Raw genomic sequence first — 13,736 nt, forward strand, 5'->3', positions numbered from 1 at the left:
TCAGTTGTGGAAGAATTCAGGCTTTAAAAACAAAACTCCACTGATCGACCATTTTTAAGATTAGTATCACACAGAGGACAATGATATGCGCATTATTCTTTTGGGCGCGCCGGGTGCAGGTAAAGGTACTCAAGCTCAGTTTTTGATGGACAAATACGGTATTCCACAAATTTCTACGGGCGATATGCTGCGTGCAGCAATTAAAGAAGGTACACCACTTGGTCTTGAAGCTAAAAAAGTAATGGATGCAGGTCAATTAGTATCTGATGAAATTATCATCGGTCTAGTTAAAGAGCGCATTGCTAAGCCAGATTGCGAAAAAGGTTTTTTACTAGATGGTTTCCCTCGTACTATTCCTCAAGCAGATGCAATGAAAGAAAATGGCGTGGTAGTTGATCACGTTATCGAATTTGACGTTGCTGACGAAATCATCGTTGAGCGTATGGGCGGTCGTCGCGTACACCCAGGTTCTGGTCGTGTATACCATGTTGTTTACAACCCACCTAAAGTTGATGGTAAAGACGACATAACTGGTGAAGATCTAATCATTCGTGATGACGACACTGAAGAAACAGTGCGTAAGCGTTTAGGTATCTACCATGACCAAACTAAACCATTAGTTGATTACTACCAAGCTGAAGCAAAAGCAGGTAACACGCAGTACCATAAATTAGACGGTACACAAGCTGTTGAAACAGTAAGCCAACAACTTGGTGAGTTACTTGGTTAATCTTAGGATTAACTGAGCAATAAAAAACCGCCTTTTGGCGGTTTTTTATTGCTCAATGAGGCTTTAAAGCTTTTTTAAAGCCTCAATTGCACCACTGTAATCAGGCTCTTTCGATAAGTTATCAACAAGTTGTTTATAGACGATTTTGTGCTCGTCATTTAAAACAAATACGGCGCGGGTTAATAAACCCATATCTTTAATAATTAAACCATATTGCTCGCCGAAATTACGCCACACAGAGTCCGAAAGTGCCTTCACTTTGTCTATATTCTCCGCTTTACAAAAGCGCTTTTGCGCAAACGGTAAATCAGCACTTAAAGTCAGCATCGCGATACTAGGGTATTCGGCAGCTACTTTTTCATTAAAATGTTTAGTCTGAATACTACACACACCTGTATCTAGGCTTGGCACCACACTAATAAGTACCGCTTTGCCTTTGTAGTCATTTAGGGTGACTGGTGTAAAGCTATCATCTACTACTTTAAAATTAGGTGCTTGTTGACCAACTTCAACACCTTGACCTAGTAAAGTAACTGGTTTTGATTGAGCAGATACTTTACCCGCATCAAGGGTGTTTTCTGGTAACTCGCTTGCGTAACTAAATGTACACAGTGAGCCAATTGCAAATATCAATGGGCGTATCATAACTTCATTCCTTCAAATTAACGCATTTTACATCAGTGTATTATACTGAGTTAATAGCGCCAAGGTTTACAGTAATTTAAAATTGTAAATAAAGGGTAGTTTGATTAACATGTGTACGCAGCTCGATTTTTATTAATAATAACAATAATAAAGTTAGTTTTTTGTGTTTGTGACTAGTTAAAAAGTGCGGATTTAGAGAGAGTGTATGTCGACATCGGTATTAGTGTGTGATGATTCAAAATTAGCGCGTAGGCAATTAGCGCGCTCTTTACCAGATGATTGGGATATCAAAATTGAATTTGCAGAAAATGGAGTTCATTGCATCGAGCAAATCAAGGTACTCCAGCCAGAAATATTATTTCTGGATTTAAATATGCCTGAAATGGATGGCTATGAGGTTTTACAAGCCATTCAAGAGCAAGGGCTACATGTCCTGACTGTCGTCGTGTCTGGCGATATTCAACCTAATGCACATCAACGTGTCCTTGAGTTAGGGGCTATCGACTTTATTCAAAAGCCTTGTTCACCTGAAAAACTCGCAAGTATCATTGAGTATCATGGCATTAAAGATAAAGCCATGCGTGAGCGTCTAGCAAATAAGTTGGGTGAGCAGGTCGATCCTGATGTACGAGATATATATCAAGAACTCACAAATGTGGCGATGGGTCAGGCAGGCGACTTACTCGCGCGCTTACTCAATGTGTTTGTCAAGTTGCCTATTCCTAATGTGAATGTATTAGAAGTGAATGAGCTAGATATGGCACTTCGCTCTATTGATGCAAATGCTTCAACGTCTGGTGTTTGCCAAGGTTTTATTGGTGGGGGAGTATCAGGAGAAGCTCTGCTACTTTTGAATGATTCAAGCTTTAAAGAAATCGCCTCATTAATGAACTACGAAGGTGAGTTAAACAATAAAGTTGAGCTTGAATTGTTAATGGATGTCAGCAACATTTTAATTGGTGCTATTTTATCAGGGCTCTCTAAGCAGCTTGATATGCGCTTCAGCCAAGGCCATCCTGTTGTTCTAGGTCAGCATTGTGATGTCTCTGACTTAGTCAAAGCTAATAAATCTCGCTGGCAACGAACGCTGGCCATCGAGATCAGCTACGGCATTGAAAATCATAATATCAATTGTGATTTGATGTTGCTATTCACCGAGGACTCGTTGAAGACCTTAAAATATAAAGTAGCTTATTTACTAGAAGATTAAACTTATGCCAGCAGCCGACTTTAATATGAATGAACTCCATTGGTTAATGGATATGTTTAATACTGTTGATGTAGGCCTTGTGGTGCTCGACAGGGACTATAAAGTGTGTATTTGGAATGGCTTTATGGAGAACCATTCAGGGCTATTACCAAGTGCGGTGAAAGATAGAGATCTGTTCGATTTATTTCCATCAATTGATGAAAAGTGGTTTCGAAGTAAATCCGAGTCGGTATTTATTCTTAATAATCGCTCATTCACCATATGGGAACAGCAACCATATATTTTCCGCTTTAAGAACTACCGACCTATTACTGGCAAAGCGGATCATATGTATCAAAACGCGACTTTTATACCGCTAACCACGACGACAGGTGAAGTTTCTCATATTTGTATCATTATTTACGATGTTACCGACGAAGCTGTGAATAAAAAAGAGCTTGAAGAAGCAAACTCAAAACTTGAATTAATGAGCCGTACGGATGCATTAACACAACTGACAAACCGCGGGTTTTGGGAGCAAAAACTTCGCAAAGAATACATGCGTATTGTGCGAAGTGGTGGTTGCAGTACATTATTGATGTTCGATATTGATCATTTTAAAAACGTTAATGATGAACACGGACACAGCGGGGGCGATGAAGCGTTACGCCATGTTGCAGACTTGCTGCGTAAAACCCTACGAGAAACCGATTTAGCAGGTCGCTACGGTGGGGAAGAGTTCGCCATTACGCTACTGGATACCGACTATGATGGTGCCGTTATATTTGCAGAAAGGTTACGTGAGTTAATTGAGAACTCGTCAATCTACTACAAAGAACAGCAAATCAAATTAACGGTAAGCATTGGTTTTGCTTGTTTTGACGAAAAATTTGATCGTTATGAAAAATGGATTGAAGCGGCAGATAACGCGCTTTACCATTCAAAAGAAAATGGTCGAAACAAAGTAACAGCCTATTCAGATTTAAAAGACTAAAGGTGTTTAGCACTTTAGTCTTTTTAAGATTCAAACTATTCAGTAGCGTGTCTTGTATCACTTGCTGGGCACTCGCCTATTACAGAGATCTCACCAGTTGCTGACTCTTGTTCTAGTTTTACCTTAAAGCCCCATAATCTATAAAGATGTTTTAATACTTCATCTTTAGATTTAGCAAGGGGGATACTGTTATGAGGCACGTAACGCAATGTGAGTGAGCGATCGCCTCTTATATCAACATTATAAATTTGTATATTAGGCTCGTGATTACTTAGGTTGTATTGGGCTGAAAGCGTCTCTCTTACTTGGTGGTAACCTATTTCATCATGAATAGCTCCGACATTAAGCGTTGGTTCTTTTTCGTGATCGATAATGGTAAAGAGCTTAAAGTCACGAATAATTTTTGGTGATAAAAACTGGCTTATAAAGCTCTCGTCTTTAAAGTTTTGCATTGCAAAGTGGAGTGTTTCCAGCCAATCACTGCCAGCATATTCTGGAAACCACTTTTTATCCTCCTCGGTCGGGTTTTCACAAATGCGGCGAATATCAACCATCATGTTAAAACCAAGGGCATAAGGGTTAATCCCTGAATAATAATTACTGTTGTAGGGCGGTTGATACACTACATTGGTGTGGCTTTGTAAGAACTCGAGCATAAAGGCATCAGTGAGCTTACCTTCATCATATAGGTGGTTCAAAATGGTGTAATGCCAAAATGTTGCCCAGCCTTCATTCATCACTTGGGTTTGTTTTTGAGGGTAAAAATATTGCGAAATTTTACGCACAATACGAATGATTTCGCGCTGCCATGATTCAAGCAGCGGGGCATTTTTTTCTATAAAATACAGGATGTTTTCTTGCGGCTCTTCTGGGAAGCGGCGTTCGCGTTTTTTAGATTCTTGCTGTGAGGTTGGAATGGTACGCCACAGTTCATTAACTTGAGATTGCAAGTAATCTTCACGTTCTTGCTGGCGCTTTTGCTCTTCGTATAGCGAAATACGTTGTGGGCGTTTATAGCGGTCAACACCATAATTCATCAAGGCATGACATGAGTCGATGAGGTTTTCGACCTCGTTGATACCGTATTTCTCTTCGCACTTAGCAATATAATTTTTGGCAAATAATAAGTAATCAATAATTGAACTGGCATCAGTCCAAGTTTTAAAAAGGTAATTGCCTTTAAAAAATGAGTTGTGACCATAGCAAGCATGGGCCATCACCAAAGCTTGCATTGGTAGCGTGTTTTCTTCCATTAAATAGGCAATACACGGGTCTGAGTTAATTACAATCTCATAAGCGAGGCCCATTTGCCCACGTTTATAGTTTTGTTCGGTTTGAATGAACTTTTTACCATACGACCAGTGACTATAACCAATCGGCATACCCACACTCGAATAGGCATCCATCATCTGCTCAGCGGTTATTACCTCAATTTGATTCGGGTAAGTATCGAGCTTATAAATATTCGCTACCCGTTCAATCTCAGTTTGATATTCTGCTAATAAGTCAAATGTCCAATCAGGACCGTCGCTAATACGTTTATCGGCCATACTTTACCTCACTCGCAAGGCTATGCGGCGCCTTGTTGCTGACGATTCTTTTTAAATAATTCACGGAAAATAGGGTAAATGTCCTCAACGCCACGGATATGTTGCATTGCAAAATTGTCGTGGGTTTGCGCTATAGATTGATACTCACGCCATAAACTTTGATGAGCACGGGCGGTAATTTCAATATAGGCGTAATAGCGCACCGCCTTTAACAGTTTATTACGTAAAATTTCGCCACAGTTTGGCGAGTCATCGGCCCAGTTATCACCATCAGAGGCTTGTGCTGCGTAAATGTTCCACTCTTCAGGGTTATAACGCTCGGCGATGATCTCATTCATCAGTTTCAATGCACTTGATACTATAGTGCCACCCGTTTCCTGAGAATAGAAAAACTCCTGTTCATCCACTTCTTTGGCTTGAGTGTGGTGGCGAATATAGACAACCTCTATATTTTTGTAGCTTCGGGTTAAAAATTGATACAGCAAAATATAAAAGCGTTTTGCCATGTCTTTGGTCGCTTGATCCATCGAGCCTGACACATCCATTAAACAAAACATCACGGCTTTGCTTGTAGGGTGTGGTCGTTTTTCATAGTTACGAAAACGTAAGTCGTAATTATCAATAAAGGGCACTGCTTTAATACGACTTTGCAGCTCCTCGATTTGCCGTTCAAGTAAAGCAATGGCCGCCTTGTCTGGTTCTTCCTCTGCTTGTAGCAATGCTAGTTGACCCTCAAGCTCAGCAAGGTGGCGCTTTTTGCCTGCGGTCATTGCTACTCTACGAGCAAGTGAACCCTGCAGTGAACGAACAATATCAATATTACTGGGCATGCCATCATTACAAAAACCAGCACGATGGGTTTTCATTTGTACGAGTTTATCGAGCTGATTTTGTTGTAGATTAGGCAGTTCAAGATCTTCGAACAACAAGTCTAAGTATTCATCTTTAGAAATAGAGAACACAAAGTCATCCTGCCCCTCACCGGAATCACTCGCTTCACCTTCACCACTGCCACCCCCTTGGCCGCCTCCTTGCGGGCGCTTGATTTTGTCGCCCGTAGAAAATTGGTCATTACCTGGGTGGATCTGTTCACGATCGCCACCACGTCCTTGATGAAAAATAGGCTCACTAATATCACGTTGCGGAATAGAAATACTCTCGCCGCTGGTGGTATCGGTGACGCTGCGCTTATTAATGGCATCAGATACCGCTTCTTTAATCTGTTTTTTATAACGCCTGATGAACCGTTGACGATTCAAGGTACTTTTGTTTTTTCCATTCAGGCGTCGGTCAATAAAATGCGCCATAACAACCCCCTTAAAACAAACGTTTTTTACTGCGATTTTCTAACGCGTAAATACCATTCAGAAAGTAAACGTACTTGTTTTTGGGTATAGCCTTTCTCAACCATACGATTGACAAAGTCTTCGTGTTTTTTCTGATCTTCAGCCGAAGTTTTCGCATTGAAGGAAATAACCGGTAGGAGATCTTCAGTATTTGAGAACATTTTCTTCTCGATAACCGTGCGCAGTTTTTCGTAACTGGTCCAAAGTGGATTCTTGCCTTGGTTGTGTGCACGAGCACGCAGTACGAAATTGACTATTTCATTACGGAAATCTTTCGGATTTGAAATACCCGCAGGTTTTTCAATTTTCTCAAGCTCTGCGTTCAGTGCCGCACGGTCAAATAACTGGCCAGTATCAGGGTCACGGTATTCTTGATCTTGGATCCAGAAATCAGCATAAGTGACGTAGCGATCAAAGATGTTTTGCCCGTATTCAGAGTAAGATTCTAAATAGGCTGTTTGTAACTCTTTGCCAATAAACTCAACGTATTGTGGAATAAGGTAGCCTTTTAAGTGGCTTAAGTAACGTTCTTCAACATCGGCAGTAAATTGCTCACGCTCAATTTGCTGCTCAAGTACATAAAATAGATGTACAGGGTTTGCAGCCACTTCTGTGGTATCAAAGTTAAATACCCGCGATAGAATCTTAAATGCAAAGCGGGTAGAAAGCCCTGTCATGCCCTCGTCAACACCGGCATAGTCGCGGTACTCTTGATACGACTTAGCTTTCGGATCGGTGTCTTTTAAGCTTTCGCCATCATATACCCGCATTTTTGAATAAATACTTGAGTTTTCAGGCTCTTTCATTCGCGAAAGCGTGGTAAATTGCGCCAGTGTTTTTAATGTACCAGGTGCGCATGGTGCATCGTGTAATTCACTGTTTTCAAGCAGTTTATTATAAATTTTAACCTCTTCAGAAACACGTAAACAATAAGGTACTTTGACGATGTAAACACGGTCAAGGAATGCTTCATTGTTTTTATTGTTTTTGAATGTTTGCCACTCAGACTCATTTGAGTGAGCTAAAATCATGCCGTTAAACGGTAAGGCACTGATGCCTTCAGTCCCATTATAGTTACCTTCTTGGGTTGCAGTAAGAAGTGGGTGTAGCACCTTGATGGGTGCTTTAAACATTTCCACAAACTCCATTAAACCTTGATTTGCTAAACAAAGCGCACCCGAGTAGGCATATGCATCGGGGTCATTTTGTGCAAAGTGTTCAAGTTGGCGAATATCGACTTTACCAACGAGTGCTGAAATGTCCTGATTGTTTTCATCGCCAGGCTCTGTTTTAGCTATTGCGACTTGATTTAAAATTGATGGGTAGCGCTTAACCACTCTAAATTGGCTAATGTCACCGTTAAATTCACTTAAACGTTTTGCAGCCCATGGCGACATTACGGTTTTTAAATAACGTGGTTTAATTCCGTATTCTTTTTCTAAAAGCTCAGCGTCTTCATTTGGGTCAAATAATGCTAGAGGATGATCGTTAACAGGCGAGCCTTTAATTGAATAGATAGGTACTTGTTGCATCAAGTATTTAAGCTTTTCGGCGATTGATGATTTACCTCCACCCACCGGACCAAGTAGATAGAGAACTTGCTTGCACTCTTCTAAACCCTGAGCTGCGTGTTTTAAGTACGCAACGATTTGCTCAATTGCATCTTCCATCCCATAAAAATCGTGGAAGGCAGGGTAGCGTGCGACCACGCGATTTGAAAACAGCCTGCTTAAGCGGGCATCGGTTGATGTATCGATAATTTCAGGCTCACCGATAGCCATTAAAAGCCGCTCAGGCGCGCTGGCATAAGCTGATTTATCCTTCTTACAGATTTCGAGAAACTCCTCAATACTGTATTCTTCTTCTTGCGCTGCTTCGTATCGTGATTGGTAATGCTCAAAAATACTCATAGAGACCTCCGAAAACCCGCTAAAATGACGTGTAATTAGATTAAGAGAAAAGCAAAGGTTATTTAAAGCTTAGTCAGGATTTTGACTTTTTGCGCAAGAAAATTAAGAATTTAATTGAAAAAAGCTCATCTTGATTAGGGTTTTTGAGTGAGGGCTTGGCTGCGGCTTAGGAAGGGCGTGCACTAGCAATAAAAAAGACGCCGAAGCGCCTTTTTTGATTACTGTTTGTTACAGAAGATTAAGCGAAGTTAGCGTTCGCGAAGTCCCAGTTAACAAGTGCCCAGAAACCTTTTAAGTAATCTGGACGAACGTTACGGTAATCGATGTAATAAGCGTGTTCCCACAGATCCACAGTAAGGATTGGTGTTACACCTTCATCAGTTAACGGAGTTGCAGCATTTGATGTGTTTACGATATCAAGTGTGCCGTCAGCTAGTTTAACTAACCAAGTCCAGCTTGAACCAAAGTTGTTTACAGCTTTATCGTTTAATGCGTCTTTGAATGCTTCGAAAGAACCCCATTTAGCGTTGATCGCATCAGCGATAGCGCCAGTAGGCTCACCACCACCGTTTGGAGATAGGCTGTTCCAGTAGAAAGTGTGGTTCCAGATTTGTGCAGCATTGTTAAATACACCACCTTCTGAAGAACATACAATTTCTTCTAGAGATTTATTTTCGAATTCTGTGCCCGGGATCAGGCCATTTAGTTTCACAACATATGTGTTGTGGTGTTTACCGTGGTGAAACTCTAGCGTTTCTTTTGAAATATGTGGCTCTAATGCATCGATTGCGTATGGTAGTGACGGTAGTTCAAATGCCATTTTTTATCTCCATCTTCTTGGTTGATAGTCCACCTAGTTATAGGTAATAGCAAGCTAAACAGCGTACTCACCTATACCAAGTGGTATTATAGTGTTACTATAATTGTTGAGTATTTTACTCAAGTTTTAGCAAACAGCAATGCTATTGCTACGACTATTTAAAATTGTGGCTGTGTTTGCCATTCTAAGTAATATATCTGAGGCCACAGTGAATCTTTTTCAAGGCCAAAGTAGTAAGCCAATGTATTTTGAGGTTGTAAATGGAAACCATCGATAAAATTAAACAGCAAATTTCTGAAAATCCAATCCTTTTGTATATGAAAGGATCACCAAAATTACCTAACTGTGGTTTTTCTTCTCAAGCATCACAAGCACTAATGTCGTGTGGTGAACCATTTGCTTACGTTGACATCTTACTAAACCCTGATATCCGTGCAGAGTTACCTGCATACGCTAACTGGCCAACCTTCCCACAGCTTTGGGTTGAAGGCGAGCTTATCGGTGGTTGTGATATTATTATTGAGATGTTTCAGCGTGGTGAATTACAACCACTGATTGCAGAAACTGCTGCAAAGTACAAAGAAGAAGACGCTGAATAATCGAATTTAGTGTAGGAAAGAGCCGCATTTGCGGCTTTTTTTATAGCAATTTTATTAAGCAGGCAGCAAAACATGTACACTCAAACCACCTTGCTCACGGTTGTGTAGGCTAATTTGCCCGTGGTGTGCTTCGACTATTTCCCTGCAAAGTGCTAAACCTAGGCCACTGCCTGTCGCTTTGGTTGAGTAAAAGGGAATAAGCGCATTGGCCATTACGGCTTCACTCATGCCTTTGCCTTTATCACTCACTGTGATGTGGGTGCCGCTAGCTTCTTGTTGCACCGTTAAACTGACCTCTTCTGGGTTTGAGCCTGACTCATGGGCATTTTTTAACAGATTTATCAGCAGTTGTTCCAGGTGTGTATGATCGGCCTGAGTTGATACATCCTCATTAAGAGTCACATTGACCTGCCACTGATTTTTTAATTGCTCAATTAAGTTAGTCCAATTTATTGTGATTAATTGCGGGGTGGGCAGTTTGGCAAATTTACCATAACCTTGTACAAATTCATTTAAGTGCTTGATACGATCTTCTATTGTTGTAAACACTCGTTTTAAACGTGGCTCATCAACTTCTTTAGTGAGTAGTTGAGCACTATGTAGCATGGATGACATAGGACCAAGCGAGTTATTAAGTTCATGGCTAATAATGCGGATGACCTTTTTCCACACTTCGACTTCTTGACGACTGAGCTCTCTCGTTAATTGCTTAAAGACAAGTAATTGGTGAAATTGGTTGTTTAGTAATAATCGGCCGGTAGCCATATGCCAAGTTTGTGATTCTTGATCTACTCTATCTAAAGTGAATAATCCATCAATGCCTTTGTTGACGGCGCGTGTAAGTTGCTCAGAGCTGTGCGTAAGCAAGCTTTTGAGTGTTAATCCTTCAAGTGCTGATTTTTTTTCAAATAGGCTGCGTGCGCTGTGGTTGCTGTATACAATAAAGTCTTGATCGTTTACCAGCAATACCGCTTGCGGCGAGCTTTGTAATACTTTATCGAGCATTAATTCGCGTTGGTAAATCCATTGCTTTTCTTGGCGAAGTTGTTTGGCGGTTTGATTATAAAGGTGGCATAAATTGCCTAATTCGTCCTTGCCGTTATATGCAAGTAATGAAGCAAGTTCGCCATCTTTAAAATTCAGCAAGCCAGTTTCAAGGGCGGCCATGCCATTGACTAATGGCGCACTCAACTTATAAGCAAGAAAGCCAGATATAAAAGCACAAAGTAAAGAAGCGAGTACTATATTTGCCCAAGGTATAGCCAAAAAGTAGCTAGTGGCCAGTAGCGGCAGAACCGCTGCCATAATGCATAAAGCGATGAGTTTATAGCGGAGCATCAATATTCTATCTTAAATTTATCAAGTCTACGGTATAGAGCCTGTCTGCTAAGACCAAAATGGCGTGCTACCTTAGCAATTACACCTTGGTATTCTCGCATCGCTAGTTCAATGTCTTGTTTTGTTGGCTCCGTTTTGCTCTTCAGTGTATTTTCTTTTTCAACTTGTAAGCCAAAATCGGCAAGTTCAATGGTGCCTGTAGGTTTCAATACCGCTGCGCGCTTACAAGCATTTTCAAGTTCACGCACATTACCAGGCCAATTATGGGCGAGGAGGGCTTTTTCAGTGCTAAGTGACAGTGTGCGCTCAGGTAAAAAGTGTGCAACTAAGGCTAAAATGTCATCTGGGCGATGAGCTAAGCGTGGTAAATTTAACTCAATCACATTTAAGCGGTAGTAGAGGTCTTCACGAAATTGACCTGTTTTAATTGCGTGGCTTAAATCTTCATTGGTTGCTGAAATAACCCTAACATTCACTTTACGGGTTTGCGTTGAACCTAAACGTTCAAATTCGCCGGTTTGTAAAATGCGTAATAGTTTCATTTGCCCTGATAGCGGCAAGTTACCAATTTCGTCTAAGAATAAGGTGCCACCATCGGCCGCTTCAAAACGACCAATACGTTGTTTAGTAATGCCGGTATACGCGCCCGCTTCTGCACCAAATAGCTCAGCCTCTATAAGTTCGCTTGGTAGGGCTCCTGCATTCACAGTGATAAAAGGTTTATCAGCCAATAATGAATTTGCTTGAATTATTTGTGCAATCCGCTCTTTACCACTGCCGTTAGGGCCTGTGATCAAAACCGAAATATCCGACTTAGCAACCTGAATGGCAAGATTGACGATATGCTCCATGGCCGTACTTTTATAAACTAGGCCAACTAAATTGGCATTATGTACAGATGCTTCACGTTCTTGCTGGTGGCGGGCAAAGGTTTCGTTTTGTTGTTTTGCCTTACCCAGTTCTATCAGATTATTTACACAGGTAAGCAGCTTTGTATCGTCCCATGGTTTTGGTAAATAATCAGCAGCGCCTGCTTTGACGAGTTCAACGGCCGTGGAAAGCTCTGTCCAAGCGGTGATTAAAATGATCGGTAAATGAGGGTTAATCTCTCGTAAGGCATAAAAGAGTTCTTTGCCTTCTTCGCCTGAGGTTGTGTCGGCGGTAAAGTTCATATCTTGAATAACAAGTGCAATACGCTGGTACTGTACAGCCTGAGTTGCCTCAAAAGGGTTGCTTGCTGTAACAACCTCAAAATTATGAATTTCGAGTAATAATGACAACGCATCTAAGATAGCAGGGTTGTCATCAACGATAAGTATTTTTTCCATATTATTGTTTTAGTTATTTTCCTAATCAGGTGCAAGGTAAATGCTACACTGTTAATCCAGTGTAGCATAGGTTGGGAGAACTAAATTGTTCGGGTTGCAATGCTCGGTGAGATGTTCGCCGCACGTTTTGCTGGAGCTAGTACAGCCAATAAGCTCATAACAAACACACACAAAGCCGTACCAAGTACGTAACTAATCTCTAGTTGTGCAATAGAGAAGTGCTGCATAAGTAGCTGCCCTAAATAAACAGCAGCAATGATGCCAATGACTAAACCAACACTACAAATCATGGCGTTTTCAACTAAGAAGTAGCTGATGATGGCAGATTTTCTTGCACCTAATGCACGGCGAGTACCGATCTGTTTTGTACGTTTACTAATATTGAATAGAGTCAGGCCAAAAATACCCAGGGCAGTCACCAAGACTAAGATAGTAATAAGTACAATCAGCATACGCATCATTAATGTATCTTCTGCCATATATTGTTCTTTGTCTTCATCAAGGCCACGAATGCGAGAAATAACACGTTTGTTGTAGTTTTTTAACATGGCCTCTTCAACACGGTTCATTACAGATTGACGTTGGCCTGGTTCAGTTCTTACTACAAATCGTGCATTACTACCTGCTTTAATAAAAGGGAGCAATGCGACATTATCAGGGCGGCTATCTTTAAGCCATGGGCCTTTCATTAAATCAATCACGCCGATGATTTTCATTGGGATATCACCAAAATAAATGGTTTGCCCAAGGCCGTTGCCATCAGGGAATAATTCATCAAGCAGGGTTTTTGTCACAACAGTGACCTTTGAGAGCTCATCGTAATTGTCAGTGACAATCACCTCATCCTCTGTGTAGTTGCGCCCAGCAATGAGTTTCACACCATAAGTATTGAGACCATGCTCATCGATAAACATATAAGAAGTACGCGCTGATTTACCCTCTTCAGGCGCTGGCTTTAAACTAAAGTCTGATGATGAGCCACTGCCTGAAAGCGGTGTATTACTTGAATACGCAGCATCGACTACGCCAGGTATTTGGCGAAGCATGGCTTCATCGAGTTCATACTGTTGAGACAGTGATACGTCTTGACCAAACATCATTACATGGAATACGAAGATATCTTCTTCAGGGTAGCCGGTTTGTTGACTTAAATAACCAATTCTGTCTTGGATAATAAATGCAGCATTACTGACAATGGCTGTGGTAATGGCTATTTGTATAAGTAATAAGACTGCGCCAACCTTTGAGCGGCATAAGGCGTTAAAAATAGGTTTAATTTCAAACATG

At 41.0% G+C, this 13,736-nt stretch carries 12 protein-coding genes; 4 read left to right on the top strand and 8 right to left on the bottom strand.

Annotated elements, in window-relative coordinates:
• Nucleotides 1-85: 85 nt before the first annotated feature.
• On the top strand, nt 86-730 hold the full coding sequence (adk, locus tag L0Z67_RS06720) for an adenylate kinase (RefSeq protein ID WP_058585238.1): 645 nt from the start codon (nt 86-88) through the stop codon (nt 728-730).
• Between the two features lie 63 nt (nt 731-793).
• On the opposite strand, the gene tpx is transcribed toward adk, so the two are convergent.
• Nucleotides 794-1,375, bottom strand: a complete 582-nt coding sequence (gene tpx / locus L0Z67_RS06725) for a thiol peroxidase (RefSeq protein ID WP_237115109.1) — start codon at nt 1,373-1,375, stop codon at nt 794-796.
• A gap of 205 nt (nt 1,376-1,580) precedes the next feature.
• Between tpx and L0Z67_RS06730 the strand changes: the two genes are divergently transcribed.
• Together L0Z67_RS06730 and L0Z67_RS06735 are read left to right on the top strand one after the other, a co-directional pair.
• Complete coding sequence (locus L0Z67_RS06730; RefSeq protein WP_062570731.1) at nt 1,581-2,585, top strand: response regulator; 1,005 nt, start codon at nt 1,581-1,583, stop codon at nt 2,583-2,585.
• 4 nt (nt 2,586-2,589) lie between these two features.
• Nucleotides 2,590-3,558 carry a diguanylate cyclase gene (locus L0Z67_RS06735; protein WP_130151412.1) on the top strand — a complete coding sequence of 323 codons (969 nt, stop codon included), beginning with the start codon at nt 2,590-2,592 and terminating at the stop codon, nt 3,556-3,558.
• A 35-nt stretch (nt 3,559-3,593) separates the two neighbouring features.
• Here the strand turns inward: L0Z67_RS06735 and L0Z67_RS06740 are convergent, their stop codons facing one another.
• The 4 genes from L0Z67_RS06740 to L0Z67_RS06755 form a co-directional block, all read right to left on the bottom strand.
• Nucleotides 3,594-5,108, bottom strand: a complete 1,515-nt coding sequence (locus L0Z67_RS06740) for a SpoVR family protein (RefSeq protein WP_062570733.1) — start codon at nt 5,106-5,108, stop codon at nt 3,594-3,596.
• A gap of 20 nt (nt 5,109-5,128) precedes the next feature.
• The gene (locus L0Z67_RS06745; protein WP_130151414.1) at nt 5,129-6,415 is read right to left on the bottom strand and encodes a YeaH/YhbH family protein; all 1,287 of its coding nucleotides are present in this window, start codon (nt 6,413-6,415) and stop codon (nt 5,129-5,131) included.
• Between the two features lie 26 nt (nt 6,416-6,441).
• Nucleotides 6,442-8,364 (bottom strand): PrkA family serine protein kinase, encoded by a 1,923-nt coding sequence (locus tag L0Z67_RS06750; protein ID WP_237127611.1) that lies wholly within the window; start codon nt 8,362-8,364, stop codon nt 6,442-6,444.
• A gap of 238 nt (nt 8,365-8,602) precedes the next feature.
• On the bottom strand, nt 8,603-9,184 hold the full coding sequence (locus L0Z67_RS06755) for a superoxide dismutase (protein WP_036967613.1): 582 nt from the start codon (nt 9,182-9,184) through the stop codon (nt 8,603-8,605).
• A 260-nt stretch (nt 9,185-9,444) separates the two neighbouring features.
• Between L0Z67_RS06755 and L0Z67_RS06760 the strand changes: the two genes are divergently transcribed.
• Nucleotides 9,445-9,783: a Grx4 family monothiol glutaredoxin gene (locus L0Z67_RS06760; protein ID WP_062570736.1), complete on the top strand. Its 339-nt coding sequence runs from the start codon at nt 9,445-9,447 to the stop codon at nt 9,781-9,783.
• Between the two features lie 54 nt (nt 9,784-9,837).
• Here L0Z67_RS06760 and L0Z67_RS06765 read toward each other — a convergent pair whose 3' ends face one another.
• From L0Z67_RS06765 to L0Z67_RS06775, 3 genes are all read right to left on the bottom strand, one after another.
• Nucleotides 9,838-11,121: a PAS domain-containing sensor histidine kinase gene (locus L0Z67_RS06765; RefSeq protein ID WP_193988659.1), complete on the bottom strand. Its 1,284-nt coding sequence runs from the start codon at nt 11,119-11,121 to the stop codon at nt 9,838-9,840.
• On the bottom strand, nt 11,121-12,449 hold the full coding sequence (locus tag L0Z67_RS06770) for a sigma-54 dependent transcriptional regulator (protein ID WP_193988660.1): 1,329 nt from the start codon (nt 12,447-12,449) through the stop codon (nt 11,121-11,123). The genes L0Z67_RS06765 and L0Z67_RS06770 overlap by 1 nt, the downstream gene beginning before the upstream one ends.
• Before the next feature lie 80 nt (nt 12,450-12,529).
• Nucleotides 12,530-13,735, bottom strand: a complete 1,206-nt coding sequence (locus L0Z67_RS06775; protein ID WP_062570739.1) for an ABC transporter permease — start codon at nt 13,733-13,735, stop codon at nt 12,530-12,532.
• Between the last annotated feature and the right edge of the window lies 1 nt (nt 13,736).

Origin of the sequence: Pseudoalteromonas sp. PB2-1 (assembly GCF_045040605.1) — a bacterium.
GTDB lineage: Bacteria > Pseudomonadota > Gammaproteobacteria > Enterobacterales > Alteromonadaceae > Pseudoalteromonas > Pseudoalteromonas arabiensis.